This window comes from Vibrio sp. 2033 (genome assembly GCF_033339735.1).
The window spans coordinates 60,161-85,368 of sequence record NZ_JAWOVC010000002.1; the positions used below are offsets into that span (position 1 = coordinate 60,161).

General features: G+C 42.7%; 17 protein-coding genes and 6 tRNA genes. 10 read left to right on the forward strand and 13 right to left on the reverse strand.

Annotated features, from left to right (window positions below; translation table 11 throughout):
• The first annotated feature begins 26 nt into the window (after window positions 1–26).
• From rnk to R7P74_RS03650, 3 genes are all read left to right on the forward strand, one after another.
• Window positions 27–434, forward strand: coding sequence for a nucleoside diphosphate kinase regulator (rnk, locus tag R7P74_RS03640; protein WP_005376048.1), 408 nt, complete (start codon window positions 27–29; stop codon window positions 432–434).
• Window positions 435–672: 238 nt separating this feature from the next.
• A complete protein-coding gene (locus tag R7P74_RS03645) occupies window positions 673–1,626 on the forward strand; it encodes a GGDEF domain-containing protein (protein WP_137283133.1) in 954 nt (317 codons plus the stop codon).
• Between the two features lie 479 nt (window positions 1,627–2,105).
• Complete coding sequence (locus R7P74_RS03650) at window positions 2,106–3,890, forward strand: Ig-like domain-containing protein (RefSeq protein ID WP_318122687.1); 1,785 nt, start codon at window positions 2,106–2,108, stop codon at window positions 3,888–3,890.
• Between the two features lie 64 nt (window positions 3,891–3,954).
• Here R7P74_RS03650 and R7P74_RS03655 read toward each other — a convergent pair whose 3' ends face one another.
• Window positions 3,955–5,550: a DUF11 domain-containing protein gene (locus R7P74_RS03655; protein WP_167416012.1), complete on the reverse strand. Its 1,596-nt coding sequence runs from the start codon at window positions 5,548–5,550 to the stop codon at window positions 3,955–3,957.
• A gap of 679 nt (window positions 5,551–6,229) precedes the next feature.
• Between R7P74_RS03655 and R7P74_RS03660 the strand changes: the two genes are divergently transcribed.
• Complete coding sequence (locus tag R7P74_RS03660) at window positions 6,230–7,516, forward strand: hypothetical protein (RefSeq protein ID WP_213866317.1); 1,287 nt, start codon at window positions 6,230–6,232, stop codon at window positions 7,514–7,516.
• 72 nt (window positions 7,517–7,588) lie between these two features.
• Here R7P74_RS03660 and R7P74_RS03665 read toward each other — a convergent pair whose 3' ends face one another.
• The 3 genes from R7P74_RS03665 to R7P74_RS03675 form a co-directional block, all read right to left on the reverse strand.
• Window positions 7,589–9,271, reverse strand: coding sequence for an Ig-like domain-containing protein (locus tag R7P74_RS03665; RefSeq protein WP_318122734.1), 1,683 nt, complete (start codon window positions 9,269–9,271; stop codon window positions 7,589–7,591).
• Between the two features lie 981 nt (window positions 9,272–10,252).
• A tRNA-Cys gene (locus R7P74_RS03670) sits at window positions 10,253–10,326 on the reverse strand.
• Between the two features lie 36 nt (window positions 10,327–10,362).
• A tRNA-Leu gene (locus R7P74_RS03675) sits at window positions 10,363–10,449 on the reverse strand.
• A 301-nt stretch (window positions 10,450–10,750) separates the two neighbouring features.
• Here R7P74_RS03675 and R7P74_RS03680 point away from each other — a divergent pair.
• The gene (locus R7P74_RS03680) at window positions 10,751–11,680 is read left to right on the forward strand and encodes a CHAD domain-containing protein (RefSeq protein ID WP_318122688.1); all 930 of its coding nucleotides are present in this window, start codon (window positions 10,751–10,753) and stop codon (window positions 11,678–11,680) included.
• 69 nt (window positions 11,681–11,749) lie between these two features.
• A complete protein-coding gene (locus tag R7P74_RS03685) occupies window positions 11,750–12,538 on the forward strand; it encodes a lipase family protein (RefSeq protein ID WP_005375991.1) in 789 nt (262 codons plus the stop codon).
• A 74-nt stretch (window positions 12,539–12,612) separates the two neighbouring features.
• Here R7P74_RS03685 and R7P74_RS03690 read toward each other — a convergent pair whose 3' ends face one another.
• From R7P74_RS03690 to R7P74_RS03705, 4 genes are all read right to left on the reverse strand, one after another.
• Window positions 12,613–12,867 carry a hypothetical protein gene (locus tag R7P74_RS03690; RefSeq protein ID WP_005375990.1) on the reverse strand — a complete coding sequence of 85 codons (255 nt, stop codon included), beginning with the start codon at window positions 12,865–12,867 and terminating at the stop codon, window positions 12,613–12,615.
• Between the two features lie 130 nt (window positions 12,868–12,997).
• On the reverse strand, window positions 12,998–14,521 hold the full coding sequence (gene amyS, locus R7P74_RS03695; protein WP_262634105.1) for an alpha-amylase: 1,524 nt from the start codon (window positions 14,519–14,521) through the stop codon (window positions 12,998–13,000).
• Window positions 14,522–14,828: 307 nt separating this feature from the next.
• A tRNA-Cys gene (locus tag R7P74_RS03700) sits at window positions 14,829–14,902 on the reverse strand.
• A 36-nt stretch (window positions 14,903–14,938) separates the two neighbouring features.
• Window positions 14,939–15,025 (reverse strand) — tRNA-Leu (locus tag R7P74_RS03705).
• Between the two features lie 551 nt (window positions 15,026–15,576).
• Between R7P74_RS03705 and R7P74_RS03710 the strand changes: the two genes are divergently transcribed.
• The 4 genes from R7P74_RS03710 (at window position 15,577) to R7P74_RS03725 (ending at window position 19,987) form a co-directional block, all read left to right on the forward strand.
• Entirely contained in the window at window positions 15,577–17,208 is a 1,632-nt protein-coding gene (locus R7P74_RS03710; RefSeq protein WP_213886026.1) for a methyl-accepting chemotaxis protein, read from the forward strand.
• Between the two features lie 201 nt (window positions 17,209–17,409).
• Entirely contained in the window at window positions 17,410–18,639 is a 1,230-nt protein-coding gene (gene alr / locus R7P74_RS03715) for an alanine racemase (RefSeq protein ID WP_262634106.1), read from the forward strand.
• Window positions 18,640–18,950: 311 nt separating this feature from the next.
• Window positions 18,951–19,682, forward strand: a complete 732-nt coding sequence (locus R7P74_RS03720; RefSeq protein ID WP_054865294.1) for an AzlC family ABC transporter permease — start codon at window positions 18,951–18,953, stop codon at window positions 19,680–19,682.
• Complete coding sequence (locus tag R7P74_RS03725; RefSeq protein WP_005375985.1) at window positions 19,679–19,987, forward strand: AzlD family protein; 309 nt, start codon at window positions 19,679–19,681, stop codon at window positions 19,985–19,987. The genes R7P74_RS03720 and R7P74_RS03725 overlap by 4 nt, the downstream gene beginning before the upstream one ends.
• A 140-nt stretch (window positions 19,988–20,127) precedes the next feature.
• On the opposite strand, the gene dld is transcribed toward R7P74_RS03725, so the two are convergent.
• The 5 genes from dld to viaA form a co-directional block, all read right to left on the reverse strand.
• Window positions 20,128–21,834 carry a D-lactate dehydrogenase gene (dld, locus tag R7P74_RS03730; protein WP_262634107.1) on the reverse strand — a complete coding sequence of 569 codons (1,707 nt, stop codon included), beginning with the start codon at window positions 21,832–21,834 and terminating at the stop codon, window positions 20,128–20,130.
• Window positions 21,835–22,216: 382 nt separating this feature from the next.
• Complete coding sequence (locus R7P74_RS03735; RefSeq protein ID WP_005375982.1) at window positions 22,217–23,119, reverse strand: LysR family transcriptional regulator; 903 nt, start codon at window positions 23,117–23,119, stop codon at window positions 22,217–22,219.
• Window positions 23,120–23,358: 239 nt separating this feature from the next.
• A tRNA-Gly gene (locus R7P74_RS03740) sits at window positions 23,359–23,434 on the reverse strand.
• Window positions 23,435–23,472: 38 nt separating this feature from the next.
• Window positions 23,473–23,546 (reverse strand) — tRNA-Cys (locus tag R7P74_RS03745).
• 204 nt (window positions 23,547–23,750) lie between these two features.
• Window positions 23,751–25,205, reverse strand: coding sequence for an ATPase RavA stimulator ViaA (gene viaA, locus R7P74_RS03750; RefSeq protein WP_033907023.1), 1,455 nt, complete (start codon window positions 25,203–25,205; stop codon window positions 23,751–23,753).
• Window positions 25,206–25,208: the final 3 nt, after the last annotated feature.

A 25,208-nucleotide genomic window follows, 5' to 3' on the forward strand; every position in this document is an offset into this window, starting at 1 on the left:
GCGGCCTTTTATTTGGGAGTCATAAAATGTCAGAAAACAATTCTATCTACATCTCAAGCTTAGATATGAACCGAATCACAGCCTTGTTGGATAAAATGCCAAACATCGCAGCGGAGCTTGTGGAATTAGAAGCAGAGCTCGACCGAGCAACAGTTCTTGAGCCAGAACAAATGCCAGATAACGTGGTCACGATGAACTCGACTGTAGAGTTTAAATTTTCAGGTGAAGACAGAACCATGACAAAGACACTGGTTTACCCTTCTGAACTGAAAAGCAGTGATGATATCTCTATTTTTGCGCCCGTAGGCAGCGCACTGATCGGTTTGTCTGTCGGCCAAAAACTTGAATGGCCAATGCCAAATAATCAAGTGAAGACAATTGAAATTGTCGATATCACATACCAACCTGAGCGTTGTGGTGCACTAAACCGCTAACCCTCAGTAGTCCCGGTGCAAAGGCCTCCATTTAAGACTTTGCACCAGGAGAGCCCCTCGCTTACCCCCTATTTCCTTCTTTGTTTTCCAAGCATTTACTTTGCTGCTCTTAAGTAACATCACCGATTCTTTATTATTTACCGCATATTCAATACTTATATCTCCAAGCTCAATCATAGAAATTGCAAAGTATTTTTCGTATATTGTCGCTCCGAAAACGACGTAAATTATGCGCAAAATGGAAGAATATCTAACTCGAATTGCCTGCTTAGAAAAAGAAAATGAAGAGCTGAAGCGGAAGAATGCGCGACTACAAGAAAAGTTGAATGCTGCACTCGACAGTAATGGACTGTGTTTGTGGGAGCAGCATATTCCTTCAGGTACTTTGACGATATTCAACATGCAGTGGGGCAAAATGCTAGGTTATCAGCCCCATGAGTTAACCGCGACGGTTGAAACGTGGAAAAACAATCTCCACCCTGAAGATTATGATCTTGCGGTGGGTGCATTTGAAGATCACCTAGCTGGCAAAACCGACCTTTATGAGGTAGTTCATCGCATGATTCATAAAGACGGCAGTGATAGTTGGGTCTACGATCGAGGGCGCATCGTCGAGTATGGTTCTGATGGCGAACCACTGCGCATGATGGGCACTCATATCGATATTACAAAAGAAAAGCGATATGAGCAGCAACTGGCTAAGTTAGCTTCGAGTGATCCATTGACCGGACTATTAAATAGAAAAGCAATTGAGGAAAACTTTAATCATCAACCTCAAACCAAGCCGTCTCAGCAGTCTGCCTTAGTGTTTGTTGATATAGATAATTTTAAAGCAGTTAACGACCAGCTAGGCCATCATACTGGTGATACTCTCCTCATTAATATAGCCAATAGCTTAACAGAGCTTGCGCCAAGCAAGTCTCAAGTCGGACGCATAGGAGGAGATGAGTTTGTCGTTTTAAGCTCTTATTCAAATCAAGAAGAAATATCTCAACTTTGTGATCGACTCTTAAGTTCCATCATTCCTGTGATAAATCAGGACTTAAATAAAGTAACGATTGGAATGAGCATCGGTGTTTGTCTATTTGATAAAGGAAAACAACAGTTTAATGAAGTTTATCAAAAAGCCGATCATGCAATGTATGAGATAAAGAAAAATGGCAAAAATGGCGTTGCCTATATCCAGATATAATAAGTCTCTTGTTTTTTGAAATTAATATTTCTTTAATTTGACAATTTTCTCTATGGAATTGATAGCATCTTATTTTTAATAAGTCATTTATATAGGAAACAAAAGAAATAACAAATAATTAAGAGTGTTGCATACTACACGGTGTAATATTACTACTGTCTTTGTAACTACTTTTGTTGCATACAATATTGTCTCTTATTATTTTTATAAAAACCACCAGTAAAAATTAGTTAAACATTATAATTCATGAACTTATAAAAACCGAAATGCATGGTTGAATTTTAACCACCCCTTCTGCTAATATCTCGCCTCGTGTTTAAAAGTAATAAACACACACAAATATAAAACAAACTTTATAAAACATAATGCACACTTGATAATTACTGGTTCTATTTGGGTAGAGCTCGTTATTTATTTTATTTAAAACATTATGAATTTGTAATTTCATTTAATATCAAAATATTAAGTAGGTATATAAATTGAAGAAGGTCATCCTCCCTCAATTGGGCTTTGTTGCGTCAAATTTACGCTTGCTAGCTCTTGGCTTTGTAACCCTCGTGCCAGCATATTCTTTTTCATCAGAGGCTTATGTTGAGCAAGTGGCTAGTGGTGAACAAAAAACATTAGTTGTACTCGTCAATTTCCAAGAAAACCCTCAAGAGATCCCGATCTCTAAAGAAGACGCCCATCATGTTGTTTTTAATACCGTTAGCGACTTCTATTCGCAAATGTCCCAGGGGCAACTTTGGCTAACTGGTGATGTTGCTGGAACATTCACCTTGCCGATATCAAACCAAATTTGCGATGATGATGCTGTAGCTGCGGAAGCCAACAAAATGGCTGAAACTGCGGGATATCAACTATCAAACTATGACCGTTTTATCTACTTAACAACCAAAACTGGATGTGCATCAGAAGGCTCTGGTAGTCAAGGAGTAACTCCCTCTAGAGCGTCAATAAATGCGGTTTTCGAGCCTCGAGTTATCGCCCATGAATTAGGACATAATTTTGGATTGCATCACGCTTCCGCACTCGACTGTAAAGACGGTACGTTGGCTGGTGATTGCCGTGTCATAGAGTACGGTGATAGCTACGATACGATGGGTAACTACGATATGGGTTACTTTAGCGCCTTCCAACTGGAAAACTTAGGGTGGCAGACCTCCCCTGCTCAAATCATTTCTAGTGATGGTGTTTACTCTATTGATGCCTATGAAGACTTTGAAAGTACTTCATCAAAAGTTTTAAAAATCCCAAGAGGTACCGATCCAATTACAGGCCAGCGCCAATGGTTTTACGTTGAATATCGACAAGCTCTTGGCTACGACAGCTTTTTACGTGACCGTTCGTACATCGTATACCGCCAAGATGTGACAGAAGGTGTGGTTGTGCGCCTAGCGACAGACGGTGATCTTAAAAGTAGCCGCTTGCTACACATGAAGCCTGACTCCACTTTCAAACAATTATTTGGGAGTAATGACTGGGAAGACCCTGCTCTTCCGATTGGTGGAACGTTCACCGATCCAAAAACAGGCGTGTCGATTACTTTGGAAAGTGCTAATGGTCAAAACGCACAGGTCAGTGTCATATTTGGTGGTGAATCAGGGCAATGCGTTGCGACATCGCCTCTACTCTCTCTAACCCCACTTTCAGGTTTTGATGCTAATGCCGGAGAAACATTAGCGTATAATCTTAAAGTGACGAACCAGAACAATACAGAATGTGCAGACGCGACCTATACAACAGCTTTAAGCGTTCCTGACGGTTGGAATTATGACGCAAGAGCCTTGACGGTTCCTTCCGGCATGAGTGCAGAAACGACGGTCATGGTTACGTCAAACAGCGATGCTCAACCGAACTCTTACAGCATAGCCGTTGACGTTATAGATGCTGAAAATGAACAATCAGCCAAAACCGAGCTACCTTACACAGTGTTATCTGAGTCAACGTCACCACTTGAAGCGGTGAATGATAGCGTAACGATCAGTGATAAATCCGTCGTTCGCATCCAACAGTTAAATAATGACTCATTTGAACAATCGACTTCTCTTGCAATTACGGTCGCTAAGCCAAACAAAGGCAGCGCCCGTGTACTGAGCGATGGCTCCATTGAATACATACCTTCGAAGAAGTTTAAGAATAATGATTCATTCACTTATACGATCAGTGACGGTCAATCTTCTTCAACCGCGACGATTAGCATCACCTTACAATCGAGTTCTGGTGGGAATGGTGGTGGAAACGGTAAAGGGAAACCGAACTAAATCACGCAATTCAATATGAAAAAGCCTGGAGAATACTCCAGGCTTTTTATTCACAAGACGTCAATTAGTTGCTTGGTGCAGGACAAATGTCACAGTCTGCAGAAGCTGTATTCGTCGCTTGAGTATTATCGATTTTCAAGAAACCAACCGCTGTCACAGTATCACGGAAAGATTGTGTTTCTGCATTGCTAAATGCCGTTGGGATATAACTACCAGTATAAGACTGACATTGATCCGAAGCGAGTTCGATATTATCTACCACTTTCACGTCATCAGAAGTATCCTCAGGCGTACCTGAGTCATCCACAACAGAAACATTCACTAAAGTAAGTCCAGGCGTTGTGTTACATACCATTCCCGAGAAGCTCACTTCTGCAATGATACCGTTTTCAGTAAGTTTGAAGCCGCTTTCACATGATTTCGTTACACTAATCATTGGAGACAAGCTCAATGACTCACATGGATCACTTGCGGTATCAGTAATGGTCGCTTGGCCACCCGGAGTCGCAGCTGCTGTGACTCTTACCGTATTAGTTAGACCGTTATTTGTACTTTCAAAACTGCCGCTATATGAAGCACTGTCACCTGAAGCAATGGCACCTAAGCTATGTGTAGTACCTGCTTCTAAATCCTCTACAACAACATCGTATAGCGTACCAACACCATCATTAATCACGTCGCCGCTGTATGAGTAAACGTAACCATCTTCTGTATCATTCACGACCGCTTGATTACATGTTTTGGTGATATCAACACTACACAACTCAAAGTCACCAACCACGAAGTCTTTCAACTGAGCGGTAATACTGCTTGATGCTCTTGTTTCGGCTGCAAATGAGCTAAAACAGGTGTCTGTTTGTAGAAGTTCAGTAAGGTTTACACCACCTTCAAAGAAGGTTTCTGGAGGGAAGACATTTTCGACACCACTTTTTGGCGTATACGCCCATGGTGCAGGTGAGTCAGTTGTATTGGTTGAAGCACACACATCTTGCGCGCCCGGTGAACACAGTGCATTTGTCTTAACTTTCAAACGTAAGTTTGTCGCAGCACACTGACCATCTTGTGGATTATTGTTATCAGCTTTCGCACAAGTTGTGTCCCATTCAAGAACCAAAATTTCTGGCCCCTCATTTGCCCCTTGCAAATAATTCACCTGAATCAAAAGGTCGCCAGCAATATGTTGACCAGTGAATGTACCGTCTGGGTTTGTACTGACTGAGTCTTGATAAAACCAAAAACCTAAGAAGGCATCACCGCTGTTACCAAAGCGGTCTGCACCAAAGGTGAGTACAAGGTCATTATTAATGTTGTATGCCGCTGCATACGCATGAAGAATATCCCCTTTATCGAGTACCGTCCCAGTCTTCCAACCGAGTTCTGGTATGTCTTTGATGTCTTTATTACCACCAGTAAAGATTGTATCCGGTGTTGCCGTGTCATTCTCAAAGCTAAATACTAATGCTCCACCACTGTTTGGCGGCGTTGACCAGTCATCTGGAGCTCCCACTCCAGAGTCATCTATCGCATTAGCATTTGCTTCTAACTCAAATACGCCATCTGTTGGTGTTGCAAATGCAGAGCTACCTATTAGCAAACTTGTAAATATTGCATAAAGAAAGCTCTTCATCGTATGCCAGATACCTGACTTACAAGAATTCATAACCTACTCCTTAGAACGCTTCTAAAGCTAGACGAAGGTCCCTATGTCATTAATTGCCTTTTAAGAAAGAGTGAAAGCGAGATACAACTTTCGTTTCGGCTTGTATAACGCATAGAGCATGCCACTACTTAAGGTTATGATTTTATTAAACTAAATATTTTCAACAGCGAAGAGAATGAACAGAGTGTTCAATTTTAAAGAAAGAGAAAGAAAACAAAAGAGACAAAAAAACCTACGATAACAAAGATATATACGTGTTCTAGGATAATGTTACAGATTGACACTTTATTGTTTACACCTGTGACAGGTGCACAAAAACGACGGTATTGAAACTGTCCACTATGAATATGAAATAGACGCTTACTCACCTGTTCCAACTAATGTGAAGGTGATGTGTAACACCTGTTTGCATAGTGTTACATCCTTTACACATCTAATTGAATACTCATTTAACTAAAACATATTCAGTAGTTTAGCGAATAAGTTTTAGCTCAACCATTTATGAAAATATAAACAAACTGTTCACCCCTCTGTACAAAAATAAAAAATAACCAACAAATACAAAAGGTTAAATATGGAACACTCTATGCTAGTCAACCGACGCAGTTTAACTCTGTGAGAAAACTATCACGTATGTGGGCTCAAGGACGTAGCGAGCCCACTTACACAAGGAGGTTTTATGAAAACCATATTTAACTCTTGGTGGGGCAATAAGAGTTACCGTTGTTCCACTTTATGTAGCCAGAATATACTTACAGCGATCAATATCAGCAGCATGTTTAAGCTGTTTACTTGGGTCATAGCGGTTAGTTTAGTGCTGAGCTCTCAAATTGTTTACGCATCCGCTGGCGACCCTTCAAGCCGAGGCGTGCAACCAATATTTGTTGAAGGGAATAACACCTGTCAACAATTACTTCCAGGGATCGATGGTTTGATAGAATACAAGCTTGAGCCAGTTACAGACGGCACTTTCGGTGATGGCATGCTTGAAGTGGTTATTGATCAACAACCTGGGGCAAAAACCTTCAGTTGGGATCAAGGTGATAGCCCTGTGATTATGCAAGCTATCTTTGTTAAAGGTGGTCCTGACGGAAACCTATATAACTACTTCACAGATGGATTATTGTATCAAGATGATGCCTTGCTGCATTCACCTGTAGGGAAAAATGGTAGATACTATGGCTTAAGTCATATTTCATTCTGTTACACACCAGGCGTACCAGACATTAAAATCACTAAAACTTGTACATTTGGTGATATTGTCAATGGTAACACTTTGAAATACAACTATAAACTCACTGTAGAAAACACCGGTGACTTTGCATTGTATGATGTTGTGGCAACAGACACTACAGCCGTTGACAACGATATGGCTGCTGGTGACCATGTGTTCAATTTAGCGATGCTCGCCGTTGGACAAACGCAAGAGTTTAATGGTTCGTTTATTATTGACCAAAACGGTATCACTAACTATGCAGAAGTAAGCGCAGCACTTGAAACTGGTGGTGGTGTTGCGGTTTCTGACAACGCAGATTGGGAATGCCCAAGCCAAAACATCCCTGGTTCATTGTCTCTAGAGAAAGACTGTAGTGTCGTCGTCGTGAATCGATTTGAAGATACTGGTATTAATGAATACGGTCTTCAAGTCAATTACAGTGGTAGTGTATGTAATACCTCCAATGTCACCATTGACGGCATTGTCGTAATCGACAACAAAGACTCGAATCCAATCCAGGTTGGTATGCTTGCGCCTGCTGAGTGTTACGACTTTACTGGTAACTACGAGCCAATCCCAGGAGATGGTGAAGGCCTTCCATTACCGGGTGAAGAAGTCAGAGCGTTTACAGATACTGTGGATGCGAGTGGTGAAACTATCTTCGGCAATGTTGTCGTAGAAGCGATAACAGCGTCTGCAGAATGTACGCTATGTCCAACTTGTCCAGAGCCTGTTAACTGCCCTGAATAAGGTCTACTTACAACTTAATAAAACAACGCCTGACGTTAACTCGTCAGGCGTTTTCTTTCGAACTATACCGTTCTATTTATTCTTACCTTTCCCATTGTTACCAGAGTTGCCAGAATCGCCACCAGATGAGGACTCTAACTTCACTGAGACCTGAGCGGTCGAGCTGCTTTGACCATCACCTATGGTATAGGTAAAGCTGTCGTTATTTTTGAATTTCTTCTCAGGTGTATAACGCAGGGTGCCATCTGATAACAGCTCTAGTCGCCCCTTACTTGGTCTAGTAAGAGAAACCACGCTTGCAGAGTTTTGCTCTCCAACAACATCGTTTGCCATCATATCGATAATCACCGACTGTTTCGAAGACATAGTCACCTGATCATCAACAGCAACGAGCTCTGGTGATGGCGAGATTTCATTGGTTACAGAGTAGTTCACGGATGCTGCGGTTTGCAGACTTGAGTCTTCTCCGTGCGTCACGATCATCTTCAAAGCATAGTCTTTATCACTAGCCTCAACCGAAGATACGACTGATATCATTACTTGTCCGGTTTCACCTGCTGCTAGCGTGATTGCACTGCTGCTCGCTTTCCAACCAGTTGGCACTGACGCGTTTACAGAAAAACTGCTCGCTGAACAATCTGCACTATCTTTGTTGGTAATAGTGACCTGATATTGAACCTCATCGCCGGCTGCAACCGAGTGGCTTGTTGCAGCTTTCGCAGTCACTGATGGAGCATTTACAGTACAAGTCCCGATATTACCGTTGTCAGAGCCGTCAAAGACAACGCTTACTTCGGCGATGCCGTTCGCTGCACTCACCAAACTCAATGTTACACCTGAGTCTGGGTCAGTATAGCTACCACCGACCGGCATAGATGGGTCAAACCAGTCATTTCGGCCAAAAACCGCACGATATTCAGAATCAGTTTTAAAGTGAAGCAGATTACTGCTGCGCCCATCGCCTTCTACAGCGCTTCGAATGATGATGCCATCCGTAACGTCCCCACGATAGAACGAGTAAGAACGAGCATCTAAAAAGTCGTCAAACCCAATAGACTGGCGGTATTCAATGTAAAACCATTTTTTTGCACCTGTAGAAGGATCAGTACCACGAGGTACTTTTATCGTAACTGGCTGAGCACTAGTCGTCTCGTAATTCGCGATGGAGTATGTACCATTTTGAGTAACTTCCAGTGTCTTTGAAGCGTGCTCTCCCTCTAGCCATCCTAGTCGCTCGCGCTGGAAAGTATTCAAATAGCCGATGTCTGGACCACCCATTACATCATAGGTATCACCGTATTCACGCAACGTACAGTTGTCTGAAAGCGTATGCTCGCCACAATCAAGAGCACGAGAGTGATGCAAACCAAAGTTATGTCCAAGCTCATGAGCGATGTTCATCGGAGAAAAATCACCATTGATGTGCGCGCGTGAAGGCATGCCATCAATAGTTGCGGATCCAGCGACACCACATGCCGTTTTTGTCATCAAGTAAACAATACGATCGTACTCTTCAAGCTTCACTCCCGCTGCGATGGCTTCTTGATCCGCTGCATCTTGAACAGCGGTAAAATCACAAACCTGATTAGACAACGGTAAATTAAACCAACCCACGACTTTCCCAGACAGCCACATTTGATCAAAAGAGCTTTCACGGTAGAAGTCATTTACTGTGCCAAAGATTAGATTATTTGCCTCTGACAAAGTTAATGGCTGCTCATTTGGGTTTTCTTTGAAGTTCAGCAGGATAACCAATGTATTTTGCTGTCCCGTCGTACTTCCTGCTGCACTGGCGTAATGGATGCTCTGTAAACAAGCGAATATTACTAATAAAAATGACAACCCTTTATTTAGGATTGTTCTATTTATTTTAATATTTTTTATCACTGCTTCACCTAATTTTAATTTAATAACGAGTTCACCCTCCCGCCAATATAAGCAGAAATGGTAGGGTAAAATAATATAAATTTTAGGAAATAAAATGCCCTAGCCTATAAAGCCAAATATGTTCCTATATACATCAACATGGTTATAAAAGGATAACCACCAAAAATATAAGAGCCGGAATCATAGCAAAGCAACCGGTCAAAATTCAACCAGAGTGATAAGTAATTTAGGTTAAGTTTGTGTAATAATAAATTTATCCATTTTTGTCAGTTACTTAAAATAATCTTATGATTGTTTTATATGAACAGCCTTTGTATTCAACAATGACTTTAATAAATCACTTGCACTACAGCCAATTTAAATCATTAAAAATCAAACAATTATAAATTTAACTAAAACAATCTCAATTTCATCGCATAAAGTTATAACCTTTAAATTCATTAACTTAATAGCGAGTCATTCTAATAATATACCTCAACAACTCATGAGTAATATTATCCATCTTTAATTGTTAAATTTACGTTAAATTAAAGTGGTGGAAGTTTTTTGCTCACCTAGTTTTATACTCGATTAAAAGACAGACTGAGCGATACAGTGGAATATCAACTAGAGGCATATAGAGAAACAAGCAGGATATATGCACAACTTTATTTTCAATATTGAACTAAAATCACATTGATAATATAACGCTATAGATAGCAATTCAGGAAAACCTGTTAAAGAGTGATTAACTGATAATTGAGGTTGGTATTTGTACAAAAATTAATTATTCAATAATAAATGTGTATTAGAATAGTTTGACAATACCAGATAGTAAAAAACCGGCACAAGGCCGGTTTTTAGAAATAGTGGAGGCGCCTCCCGGAGTCGAACCGAGGTCCACGGATTTGCAATCCGCTGCATAGCCACTCTGCCAAGGCGCCTTTCTGATTTTTTATCTCTGTCACCAAAGATTTTGATGGTGCCCCGGGCCGGACTTGAACCGGCACAGCGCGAACGCCGAGGGATTTTAAATCCCTTGTGTCTACCAATTCCACCACCAGGGCAACGCAATCATGCGATGGGTTAGACACCATCTGTCTCAGCGGCCTTTGCCGTGAGAACGAGGCGTACTTTAACGGATTAATTTATCTGGTCAACAAAAAATTAGTCTTTTTTATTCAAATGGTTAAAAAGCCAACTCAAACGAACAAAGGGCGATCATTTTGCTCACAAGAACATCAGCATGCTTTGCTCTCGTTTACTTTGCTTCATCACTTCATGTCAATGAGGAATCGACAAGTCGCACAAATTGGCAGTATGGGTATAAACTTAACTCGTACTGCAGGGGACAAATAAGCGCTCATCATGTTTCGAAAGTCATCATTTCAATTACCGCTACATACTGATTCCGAACTCGACTTCGTAGCGCCCTACTTCTTCCTTAGTGAATTTGATTATGCACGCTCTCTGGAGCTGGGAATCATCGAAGACTTGGATCCTGAATATACACACCAGTATCGCGTCACACTAAGGCGCATACGCTCACTATGCGTACTACTTCGCGAACTGATACCTCCTTTTGAACTGAGTATTTTGAAACATCATTTAAAAATAATGATGAAGAAAACAAATAAGCTGCGTGATTTGGACGTATTTATCTTGGGCAAAAAACAATACATTGAAATGCTCCCAAACCACAAATCGTCTCTTGAGCAGCTTTTTGGCTTTATCGAAGCCGAACGTGCTTACGAACAGGCAAAAGTTACGCGTTGGCTAGCTACAGAAGAATACACAACGCACTGCACTTTGGTCAGGAATAGTCTGCTGCGAAGTACGCAACACGAACGAGTGGATAGCAACGTACCTGCGTTACTCTTCGCAAGCCAAAAAATCTCCGACCAATTTAAAAAAGTTGATAAAGCACGACGCAAGATCTCGGACAAAAGTCGTGACAGTGTGATTCATTCGATGCGGATAAAGTGCAAAGCGCTGCGTTATTTGTTAGAAGGATTTTCCACGCTCTATCCTTCCCAACAGCACAAAAACAACGTGAAACAACTAAAACTATTGCAAGACAAGCTCGGTGACTTTAACGACACTTCAAGTCAAATTGAATTTTTCGTACAACTCAAAGAGACAGCAAATCTCAATAAACAAGATCGTAAGGCTTTGAAAAAGCTAATTAACGTGCTTAGCGAACATCATGCACTCTCTCGCCAAACCATCTTGACGCATTTAAGCCAGTTTGAGTCTTTCATTCGCGATACCAATATACAGAATCTCTACCGACCCTAAATCAAGATTCACGTATTTTTAATATTCATTAATTACAGTCAACCGTTAGGCTCCACTAAGAAAGTTAACGTGAAACCATTAAAACGATACCAATACGAGCGCTATGCGGTGCTTTGTAATCTCGCCTACCCTCGCGTCTTCAGGCAAACTCAATACGGGTTCGATCCTAATGGGCAACGAGTCATTAGAAATGAACACGGTAAGATTATGATTCGCGTGCTCTGGAGTAAAAAACAGAGTGAAGTGGTCGTAGTGATTAAAGGCTCACACAGTATCAGTGATTGGTTGTTGAACTTCGCGATGTGGACGAGAAGCTGTCGAAGGTTGGGACTAAACTATCGCATTCACGCGGGTTTCTATCATCTGTTGTTCCAAGAAAGTTTACCGAGCCGGAATGAAGATCGGTTAGGGTTGACCGTGATCGAACGCCTCGAAGGTATCGTTGTACCACTTATTCTCAGGGGGAAAAGAATCACTATTACTGGCCACTCTTCAGGTGGCGCGATTGGCAGTGTTTTTGCTGACTATATTGAGAAAAAATACCCAAAAAGCATTAAACGCGTGGTCACTTTCGGACAGCCCGCTGTCGGGGATTGGACGTTTAAGAAACGCTACCGTTTGGGGCACAAAACATACAGGATTTGTTGCGACATCGACATCGTGACCTTTATGCCGCCCGTACCTTTTTTGTATTGGCATGTAGGCAAAATGCTATGGTTATATAACGGGAGAATATACGAGAACACCCCAACGCTCATACGGCTTGGGCGCTCCTTATTTAGTTGGTTAATGCGACCGTTCTCTTATCACTTTATGAGTAAATACATTCGCGACAAAGACTTTTTTGATGAACGCTGAGTTAAACATCCGAAAGGTCTGACGTACAGACACGAAAAAGCCGGACTTCGCCGGCTTTACGATTAAGTGGTGATCTACAGAGAGGCAATTTCTTTTTCAAGTTGATATTTGTTATCTGTGACAATTCGCTCTAACACTTCAACACGTCGCTTCAAGTCACCAATTTGCTTGTTAAGGTTATCTTGTTCTTCTCGGCTCATCGTATTACGTTCAGATATCTCCAACGCTCTTACTTCTTTACGATGGTTCAAGATTAACTTTATTATCCCGCCCCCAAATATGGCACCGAACACAATAGCCACAACCAATACATCAGCAATAGATTCCATTCTTTATCTTCCTCTAGATTATGCTCAAATATAAGTTACTCATTTGCAGAATGAATATCAAACAACACATTGATTCATTGAAAAGTTTTATTAAGAATTGCCTACTCTGTATCAAAATCACAGGAATGGATCATTCAACGCCAACCCAAACCGAGACAGATCCGCCGTTTACTGGGAACTCAGCCCAACCATTCGCATCAGTCCAAACTTCTTCAGTTCGGATACCCAACTTGTCTACGTAGCGAGCACTTGGTTTACCCGTATACATCCACTTCGAGCCGCCAGGTCCATCACTCATGATCACGGCCATTGAATGTGGATGCTTTGCATCACCTTCTCGAGTCCAACCAATTACGTCCCAGTGGTCGAGATAAGAATGTTGTTTGCCATACGCATAATCTTTACGCAGTGTTACTAGCTCTTCAATGTAAGGCACTTTGACCATATTGATGTCATGCCCTTTATCACTGTACTGCGCGCCGTAGTAATCTGCATAAAACACGGATGGATAACCTTCTTCACGCAATAAGATAAACGCGTAAGCGAGCGGCTTAAACCACCAATCAACCGTCGACTCCAAAGCCTGCAAAGGTTGAGTGTCATGGTTTTCTACTAAGGTTACCGCTTTGACTGAATTGTCCTTCATCAGCGTACCATCCATGATTTGACGCATATCGTAGCTACCACCCGATTTAGACGCATTGTAGAAGTTCATATGTAACGGTGCATCGAATAGAGACATGCTGCCAGAAGTTTTGATGATAAAGTTATGCAGCTGATTCACATCGTAGTTCCAGTACTCTCCGACCGTGAAAAGTTCTTTCCCTGTTTTCCAACGTAGGTGATCAATCCATTCTTGCAGGTATTGATATTTGATGTGCTTCACCGCGTCCATTCTAAACCCATCCACACCCGTCATGTTGATATACCACTCGCCCCAGTCTTTCAGCTCTTGCTTCACTTCAGGGTGATCCATGTCTAGATCAGCGTACATAAGGTAATCGTAGTTGCCTTTTTCCGAGCTCACTTCCCAATCCCATGCCTTACCCTCACCTTTGAATTTGAAGATAGCTTTTTCTTCGCCAGCATCGTCCCAATCCACGCCATCAAAGTGGTACCACGTCCAATGAAAGTTTGAGTACTTGTCGTTGCGCCCAGGGAAATCAAACTCTACCCACGCTTCAATCCATTTATCACCAAGTTCAATATTTCGGTTGTTCCAATCTACTCGCTTGGTATCAACCCAAGACTTTCCATCCGCACCACCGCGATGGTTGAACACCACATCGCCATAAATCTGGATATTGTTTTTATGGGCAGCATTGATGGCGCTTAGGTACTGATCTTTGGTGCCATACTTGGTGCGCACCGAACCTTTTTGATCAAACTCTCCCAAATCGTACATATCATAAACGCCATAACCGACGTCGTTGCTACCACCAGCACCTTTATAGGCGGGTGGTAACCATAACGCAGTAAAGCCGTTATCAGATAGTGCCGACGCGTTGTTTTCAACTTGTGTCCAGAGTGCACCGTCATTTGGCACATACCAATGGAAATACTGCATCATGGTGCCATTTTGTGCCGCCATTACAGGCGAACTGAGCAGCAAAGTTAAGGGTAAAAGTGTAGGTTTAAGGTTGAATGTTTTCATTATTTTTCTCTCACGTTAAGGACTAGAATCCTCCTTTCTGCATATACGCACCAAGCGATACTAACTATGACGCTAGCTAGGTTGCTGCCTGTAATACAAAAAGTTCGGATTACAATCGAAGAGAAACTATCACCAATCACACTATACAATTATTGAGTTGTCTAACATTTATAAAATCAATAATTAGCGCGTTAAAAATATTGAATGGTGATCAAAACATGGGAGACTTTAGGAAAGCGCGAAGGGTTACGAAAAGGCGGATTAAAAACGAAAAAAGCCAGTCATTTAAGACTGGCTTTCGAAATAGTGGAGGCGCCTCCCGGAGTCGAACCGAGGTCCACGGATTTGCAATCCGCTGCATAGCCACTCTGCCAAGGCGCCTTTCTGATTTTTTATCTCTGTCACCAAAGATTTTGATGGTGCCCCGGGCCGGACTTGAACCGGCACAGCGCGAACGCCGAGGGATTTTAAATCCCTTGTGTCTACCAATTCCACCACCAGGGCAACGCAATCATGCGATGGGTTAGACACCATCTGTCTCTGCGGCCTTTGCCGTGAGAACGAGGCGTACTTTAACGGATTAATTTATCTGGTCAACAATAAATTTTATCTTTTTGATTTAAGTGCTTAAAAAGCGATCTGACTAGTACATTTGGCATTCAATTAGACCAATAAGCACCCGTTCCCTTTCATTGTCTATTAAGTCATACGCATACTAGTGCCCGTAACTGCTTCGAGGTAAACACGCGACTATCACGTTATGAACGCTGATCTTTTCACCGCTGTAACATCTGTAACAATTTGATTCCCTACTCTTGGCACGACTGCGTACAGAACATCATATTTTGTTACCGATAACTTTATATCGAATGTGGTCGTACCTTTATAAAATCATTGACTTTTTTTTATTTTCAAACAAAGCTCAATTCATTATCGAAAATATCAATAAATAATGGTACGTTACACGAGTTGCAGTAATTTAATGGACAAATATCACATATAAGGATGTGGTTTACTTTGGCGACACAACATAAGAAAAACAAGGTATATCACTAATGTCTATCAAGAATCTTTCTATAGCGAAAAAGATATCGCTATCGTTTTTACTCATTGCCATCGTCAACATTGCATTTGGCGTGTTTTTATCTACAGAGCTCAAAAGCATCAAATCTGAGCTTTTAAACTATACCGATGATACGCTTCCTGCAATGGAAAGGGTCGATTCGATTCGAGATCATTTGTCTCGCTGGCGCCGAGCTCAATTTGCTGCGTACACTTATGAAGACGCAGACCAAGTCAAAACTAAAATTTCTAACAATATTAGAGAACGCGAAAAGATCACTAGAGAGCTCAACGCTTACGGTGAAACTATCTGGCCTGGCGAAGAGCAGCAAACTTACCAGCGTCTTATGCGTCAGTGGAAAAAGTACTTGATTACTATGGACCAGTACAATGAAGCGATGCTAGCTAACGACAAAAGCAAGGCCCACCCTATTTTGGCGAACTCTTTGTCTGCTTTCGAAGCGGTTGACTCAGAGTTAGGCGAACTAATCCGTCTCCTTAAAGAAGCTATGGATAGCAACAAAACTCATATCCTGTCCTCTGTAAATGGATTGAGTAATTCTTCAATTGCAAGTAACGTGATTATTCTACTGATCATGGTAGGCATGACATACGTGCTGACTCGCCTAATTTGTGGCCCACTTAAACTTGTTGTTGAGCAAGCAAATGCCATCGCGACAGGTGATCTATCAAGTGACATTGACCGTAAAGCAATCGGCAATGACGAGCTTGGTGAACTGGCAGACGCGACCACTAAGATGCAAGACGACTTACGCCAAGTTATCGATAATGTGATTGCTGCAGTTACTCAGTTAAGCAGCGCTGTCGAAGAGATGAATCAAATCTCCGATATTTCTGCGTCTGGTATGAAAGATCAACAGCTGCAAATTACGCACATCGCAACAGCAATGACAGAAATGAAAGCGGCCGTAGCCGATGTTGCTCGTAACACTGAAGACTCAGCGAACCAAGCTAACGAAGCAAACCGCCGCGCACAACACGGTGTTCGTGAGACCCAAGGTATGGTTGACGCGATTCAAGAAGTTTCAAATGTAATTGGCGCTGCAGGCGATACCGTAGCAGAGCTTGAACAGCAATCGAATAAAATTAACGTGATCGTGGATGTTATCCGCGACATCGCCGATCAAACCAACCTACTTGCACTTAATGCAGCCATTGAAGCGGCGCGTGCTGGTGAGTCTGGTCGTGGCTTTGCCGTCGTTGCAGACGAAGTTCGAACTCTTGCCGGCCGTACGCAAGATTCAACGAGTGAAATCACTTCGATCATTGAGCAGCTACAATCACTTGCAAAAGACGCAAAATCAGCTACTGAACTTTCTAGAACCAGTATCTCAGAATGTGCAGAACAAGGCATTCAATCAAAACAGCTGATGAGCGACATTGAGCATTCGATTTCGGACATCTCAGACATGGGTACCCAAATCGCCACGGCTTGTAACCAGCAAGACTCTGTAGCGGAAGAGCTTAACCGCAGCATTGAAAACATACATTTGGCATCTCAAGAGGTCTCGCAAGGTTCGGAGCAAACCGCACAGGCGTGCCGCGAACTAAGCCAGCTATCCATTTCTCTTAAAGATGTAATGAGCCGCTTTAAACTGAGTTAAACTCAGTGGATACCTTAGTAGATATCAAATCAATCCCGATTTGCTTAAATTGAATGTCATCACTGAGGTATATTTAGGTATATATTAAATCACTATCTTAATAAACGCTCCAAAGCACCACTTGGAGCGTTTTACTTCGTCAGGTACTTTCCCCAAGTACTCAATAACATAACCAATACAAAAAACGCGTACGGAGACTTTATGCGCTTAAATAAAACCTTACTATCACTGACTATCGCTGCTGCAGTCGCGGTTCCTGTAATGCAAGCCACTGCCGCTCCTCTTCAAATTAGCAATACAGCAGCAAAAGCAGAGCAAGTTCAAGGTGCTAACGCTTGGCTAGAAATAAACTTAGGTCAGTTCCGCGATAATATTGAGCAGTTTAAATCGCACATGGATGGCAAAACGAAAATCTGCGCCGTGATGAAAGCCGACGCATACGGCAATGGTATCGCAGGCCTGATGCCGACTATTATCGAGCAACAAATTCCTTGCGTTGCCGTTGCAAGTAACGCCGAAGCACAAACTGTTCGCGACAGTGGCTTTAAAGGCCAACTTATGCGTGTACGCTCAGCGGATATTGGCGAGATTGAAGCCGCAATCGACCTAAATGTCGAAGAGTTGATAGGCACAGCAGAGCAAGCTAAAGCACTGTCTAAACTAGCCGAGAAAGCTGGTAAAGAAATCAAAGTTCACCTAGCTCTGAACGACGGTGGTATGGGACGTAATGGTGTTGATATGACGACAGAAGCGGGCAAGAAAGAAGCGCTAGAAATCGCTCAACAAGCTGGCGTTAATATTGTTGGTATCATGACTCATTTCCCTAACTACAATGCAGACGACGTGCGCCAAAAGTTAGCTTCATTCAAAGACAGTTCTGCATGGCTGATTAAAGAAGCGAATCTAAAACGCGACAACATTTTACTGCACGTAGCAAACTCTTACACCGCGCTTAATGTTCCTGAAGCGCAGCTTGATATGGTTCGCCCTGGTGGCGTTTTATACGGAGACCTACCGACTAACCCTGAGTACCCTTCTATCGTGTCTTTCAAAACACGCGTGGCATCCGTTCACCACCTGCCAAAAAATAGCACAGTCGGTTACGACAGTAGCTACACAACAAGCAAAGAAAGCTTAATGGCGAACATTCCTGTTGGTTACTCTGATGGTTACCCACGAAAAATGGGGAATGCGGCAGAAGTTCTGATCAATGGCCAACGTGCAAAAGTTGCGGGCGTTGCTTCAATGAACACTACAATGGTAGATGTTACAGGTATCAAAGATGTTGAGCCTGGTTCTGAAGTTGTTTTGTTTGGCTCCCAACAAGGCAAAACGATTTCAGCTGCTGAGATGGAAAAACACGCAGAAGTCATCTTCCCTGAACTATACACGGTTTGGGGAAGCGCGAACCCTCGTGTTTACGTAAAATAAACCTATTCAGTTATTCGTAACAGAGCGAAAAAGCGAGCCTCGTGCTCGCTTTCTTTCTTATTTACTAATCTGTACTAGCTCGTGATTCTATCAATTAAACAGAGCTTACCATTTCTGTTGTTTTAATCTCCTTTAGCACTACCAAGTGCGACTCTCTACACTCTGTTTCTTAAAGCCGCTTGGATGGCTCAATTTTATATAGCACTTAGTGTTTGAAAGCCCCTCTAATTGATGTTAAACATGAAGTTTACAAAAGAATAACAAACACACTCGTATGGCACTGCCCCTTTGCCTGCTAGCTAGGTATCTCTATGACAGAAAATACTCAACATCTTCAACGCTCCTCCGCTGAGTTGCACGAATTTAATCGGCTTGACGTCTGGAACGGATTCACCCAACTTTTACCCCTCTCTATGTTCGTGGTCATATTTGGCCTCGCTTTCGGTGTTGCTGCGGTACAGACTGGACTAGATGTATTTCCCACTATGTTGATGAGCACACTGGTCTTCGCCGGTGCTTCACAATTTGCCACGTTAGAAATGTGGGGAGCAGAAGTCCCTCTCATTCCAGTTCTTATTACTGTATTTGCGATTAATGCTCGTCACCTCTTGATGGGAGCCACACTTTATCCATGGTTACGACAACTCCCACCAACAAAACGTTACGGTGTAATGCTGGTTGCATCAGACGCTAACTGGGCAATGGCACTCAATGCATTTGGTAGAAAAGAACCAGGCTTTGGTTTGCTTGTTGGTGGCGGCTTAGCGATGTGGTCTTTTTGGATTGTGGGCACCTGGATCGGCATTTATTTTGGTAGCGCAATCAAAGATCCGGTGGGCCTCGGGCTCGATATGGTTATGGGATGCTTCCTGCTGTCTATGGTGGTGGCTGGGCCGAAAGACTTAAGAATCTTTGCAATTTGGGCCATAGCAGCAGCCTCTTCTATGTTGGCGTATTGGTATTTGCCAGAGAATAGCCACGTAGTGGTTGGCGCCATTACTGGCGGAGTCTTGGGTGCTTGTTGGAAGGAGAAGAAAGCATGAACATCGAAACAACCATAGGTGGCACACTGCTTATCATCATCGCTATGGCGTTAGTCACGCTCATAACCCGCTGGGGCGGAGTGTATGTTATGTCATTCATTCCAATTAGCGAACGGGTTCAACGTTTCATTACTGCGATGTCAGGCTCCGTACTGGTTGCCCTTTTAGCTCCGCTAGCAGTAGAGGGTGATAATGGTGCTAGAGCAGCACTGTTTTCTACTGCTGTTGTCATGTTCATCGTGAAAAAGCCTCTACCAGCAATTGCAGCAGGCATCATCGCCGCCGCCGCGGTACGTGCTCTTTAGTCGCTGTTTCAACGCCGATACCAGTCATCAATAAAAGACCCAAAACACAAAGCCCTGATGTCACAAGTGTCATCAGGGCTTATCTTATGCTCATCATTTGAACGATGAACAACGATTATTAATCATAGTGAGACAGCACATTACGCACAGCAGTTACAATTGCGCTTATATTTGTCCATTTTACCAATACCAGGGTTAAAGGTATTGGTTGGGTCTAATTCGTGGTAAAACTTCTGCAACGAGTTTTCGGCTTCATACAAGTGACCCACATTATGTTCTGCTGGGTATTTGGCACCACGGCTATTGAGGTGCTCTAGCATCAGCTTTTTCATCAACTTCGTGTCAGTCCCTTTTTTGAAAATGTAATCTTGATGGAAGACGTAACACATAAAGTGACCATAATAGAGCGCTTGAACAAGGTTCTTACTCACCTCTTCAGGCAAAGTTTCTAGCCACTCTTCATCATTGCGTCGCAAAGCAATATCAAGTGCAACGATGTCTTCTACGTCTTTTCGATGAATCGTCTCGTACCGAATTGCTGCACCAGCGGCTGCAAAGCGATGTAAATAAGCTTTTTTACCTTCTTCCGGCGTACACTCGAAGAAATCACAGTCGTCTTCAACAGCCCAAACTTCTTTGAGGTATTTTTGTGCTTCAGCAATACCACCATCACTCATTTTCAATACCAGGTGATGCTCATACTTGTCACGGAAATCCAGCATTCGCTCTGGTAAATGTTGTGGGAACAACTTGCTCGCGTAGTACAAAATGGTGTCTGGCAGATATTTACTGACAAACGGGATGCGCTCTAAGAAGTTTTCTACCTTAGCTTTAAGTGCGAACATTTTTGGCAGCTTATCTGTGCCTAACAAGTCGATGGATAAGAACACATCCTTGCCGTACTTCTCTGCCATGTTGAAGATATCTCGATGCAAGTATTCTCCCATCTCAGGCAAGTTATCAAACGTAGATAAGAAGTCTTTTCGCAACTTCGTTAGTTTCGCAGGGTCATTGGTGCCAAGGTAAAAAACCTGCTCTTTTTCGGGGACTGGGTAGCTGTCAACCCGAACGGCAAAAACCCCCAACTTACCAGCGCAGCCACTGGCTTCAAATAATCGGCGTTCATCGGCATTAAAGCGAGAAGGAATGTCAGAAGTCACGTCTCGAACACGTTCATCGTATTCTCTGTCTGATGCCATTCGCTCATCATGAATGATCTTCGCTGGGTCAAAGTTCCCTTCTTGCAGGTTTGTTAGAATTTCTTCTGGCGTTTCACCTAATCCTTCAATACCAAGGTGGTTCACCAAATGTAACTGGCCTTGCTTATCGACCTGCGCGTAGATCGCCAGTTCCGTATAAGCAGGACCACGCTTAACTAGCGCACCGCCTGAGTTATTAGCGATACCACCAACCACAGTGGCACCTAGGGATGAAGAACCGATGATAGAATGCGGTGCTCGATTCACTGCCTTCAGCTCTTTCTCCAAAGAGTGTAAGCTCGCACCAGGCAAGCAAACCGCCTGCTTACCGCCATCTAATAAGTGAATCTTCTTGATTTTGGTAATATTGATCACAACCACATCGCGATCATAATCATTACCACTCGGAGCCGAGCCCTCTGTTAAACCTGTTTTAGCCGCCTGCATGATAATGATGCAGTTTGCTTCAACACACTGTTTAATAATCTTCCATTGTTCTAGAAGAGTGTTAGGAAACACGATAGCAAGCGCATTACCACTACCCGAACGAAACCCCGAGCGGTAATATTTCGTTTTAACCTCGTCGGTTAGAACATTTTCTTTCCCAACGATGGCTTTAAATTCTTCAATCAGCTGCTTTTGTTTCATATCCGTATCTCTAGTTATTGTACTTCGCTCACAACACCGCTTAGCGGCAGGCATGGCGTTTGAGCCACTATAAGCAGTCCATTTCTCTGCGTCTATGTCAGACGGGCGAGCAATACGTAATCAATAAACAACAAACAAAATAATTCTTTATTTTTCTGTCACTTATCTTTCACATTTGAGAAATTTAAAGTAAGAAACAGACCGTTTCTTAAAAGAAACAATAGCAAAACCATTTGTTAACAGTTGTGCGGGGTATCTTGTTATCAATATTAGTGAAGAAAACGAGGAGAAGCGTAAGCCCCTAAATTTAAGAGGATTCTTAGAAATGAAGATGGAAACATAAGCTCAACACCAATATAACGATCGGTGTTGAGTTATTGGCTTAAAATCGATGGTTTTGACTTTGAAAGCTTGTGTATAGATGATCGATAAAGATCTTAATTTTTTCTGGTTGCTGACGAGTGTAGGGATACACCGCATAAATACCCAAACATTTGGCTGTTTCGTCTTTAAATAACTGAATCAGACTGCCTTGTTTTAAGTCTTCATAAACCAAGACACGCGGCACATAGATGATTCCCTGCCCTAACAGCGCCACATTTCTCAATACAGAAGAATTGTTGGTACAGAGATTACCGTCGACGGTGATTTGATATACCTCGTCTCCATCTTTAAACGCCCACTCATGCGCTCCGGTTTCTTGGTAGGAATAGACTAAACAATTGTGTTTAGCCAAGGCTTGAGGTTGTTTAGGTATGCCATGTTTAGCTAGGTATTGGGGTGACGCGCAAATGATCCAATTCGCATCCACCAGCTTTCTTGCAATCAGACTAGAATCTGGCAACACACCCGTTCTAATTGCCAAATCAAAACGTTCATTCACGATATCGACGAAACGATTATCTAGATCCATATCGATATTGATGTCTGGGTATTTCTGATTAAATTCATTAATCACTTGAGGAAGAATTAATTCACCAGAGATAGTAGGCACCGAAATTTTAATGTGTCCAGATAAGTTTTTACCTAAACCCACAATGGATTCTTCCGCCGTTGCCACCGCTTGATAAACCGCTTTTGCATGAGTAAAAAACGCTCGTCCTGCTTCAGTCAACGTTAGCGTTCGCGTTGTTCGGTAGAGAAGCTGTACACCAAGCTCTTGTTCAAGCTTGGCAATGCGTTTACTGACGACCGATTTGGTCAGTGACATATGTCTCGCGGCAGCACTGAATGAACCTTGCTCGATCAAGTGATAAAAAATGATGTAATCGTCGGTATTTCTCATGCGTCTTCGTCAAATCCTTTGGAAGCCCGTATTGTAAACTGAAATTGGCTGAGGTGCGAAACATCGGGTCACACTTAATATCAGAAACTCGTGACAGAGATGGTGTTGCTAAGCTCACAGGTAATGAAAAAGAGATGGTGTGAATTTATCAGTCTTCAGATACAAAAAAACCAGCTTTCGCTGGTTTTAAGTTGATGCACTTGGCATCGAGATACCGCCATGGCCATATCTGAATAATTTGGAGCGACACACGAGGTTCGAACTCGTGACCTCAACCTTGGCAAGGTTGCGCTCTACCAACTGAGCTAGTGTCGCATTTTTTTCTCGAAAGCCATTCGCTCTCAAAAGAATAATGGAGGCGCCTCCCGGAGTCGAACCGAGGTCCACGGATTTGCAATCCGCTGCATAGCCACTCTGCCAAGGCGCCTTTTTATTACGCTTCAGGGCTCTACCCCGTTGCGTTGGTGGCTACTTTACGGATTGAGGGAAGATAGTCAAACAAAAATATTTCATTTTCTGTTCGTTTGATTTCTTTTAAGTCAATTCGACCAAAGTTCGATCTTATTGGCTTAAAACGAAGCAATATAAATCTCGCTTTCAGTTCGTTTTGTCCCATGAAACATTAAGGCGTTTAATAGTTGCTGACCCTTTTTAGCAATCTTCCCACAACATTAGGGTGATAAGACCAAGTGTGATCAAACATCGACATTAATGCAGGATTTCCGTATTTCGATAAGCTAATCGCGTGAAAACGGTTTTTCTTCGCTTTGAGCGCATCCACTTTGGCCAGTAACTCGTCTTGTTGTTTTGGCGCGATAAAGTCGGAAATGACTACCATGTCTGCGTTTTTATATTTATCACCGCTCATCAAGTCGATAGATTTAATCAAAGTTGGCTCTAAGTCTGTACCACCATGGAAGCTATAAGTTAGAAAGTCCGCCGCCTCGCGCAGACCATCTTGTTTGGTTAGTTCGTAGGTAATGTGTTCCGTAGAAAAAATAATGACATAGCAATCACGTTGCTCCGCTAGTGCGATTTGCATCAGAGCATAAGCCATGGCTTTGGCGCATTGCTCAGGAAAGCCACTCATGGAACCGGACGCGTCCACACAAACAATGAAGGGGCCTTTTTCGATATCTACCGCTTTATGGTCAGGTCGGTGAGCTTTAACTTTACGTAACGTGCGCGATTTGCCTTGTGTACGATAGTTCATGAGCCGTTTATCAACTAAGTGTTTATAGAACACAACTTCAAGTTCAGGATACGCCAAAAACATCGTTTCGTTGGGAAGTAGCTTATTTAGATCATCGCTTTCGTGAATACCGACAATATCATCCGTCGCCTCATCACTTTTCTCTTCGACCAATTGAAGTTCTTCAGTGGGCGCACGATTTAGTTCAGGATCATTTACTTGCCCCGCCATACGACCGAGTTGCTCCGCAATTTCTTGCAAGCCTTGGTGCTTCTTCAGAAACTCAGCATGGCGTTTCATCACCGTTAAGTCTGTTTTACTCAACTTGGCAGATGCCATATCCCACAGGCGCCCTACACTTTCAGCGTCACCCGACTCCGTGACTTTATCCATATTACGCATGGTTTCCATACGTTGATACAGGTCATTCAGCACCTTTTCTTTATTGGCTTCAAGCTCGCTTACTTGCGCTTGTTTTATTGCATCGGTGAGGCTTTGGTACCATTGATCACAAAAGTAATGTGGGAACATAGGGTTATTCATCCCTTTGTTCTTTTCCATCATTCGGCGAGCTTGCATGTAAAACGCAGAGTGCCATTCCAGCTTTTTAATCACATCTTCGATGTTTTCAAAAAACGCCTCTTCATCCCAATGAATAACCTCTTGATATAAAGACAGCTCTTGTTGGAAACGCTCTGTCTCACATACCTTGGTGATCCGTTTTTTAACACTGCCTCGCCACTTTAACAAGTGACCTTTGACCGAAGATTTAACACCTCTGTTTTCTGCCATCATCATGACTTGTGAACGCGCCATCAAATCATTAACTGCGCTATCGATGATGCCGGAGTCGGCCACCATCAGCGCGAGGTTAAGTCCGTCTGCACCTAGCATGTC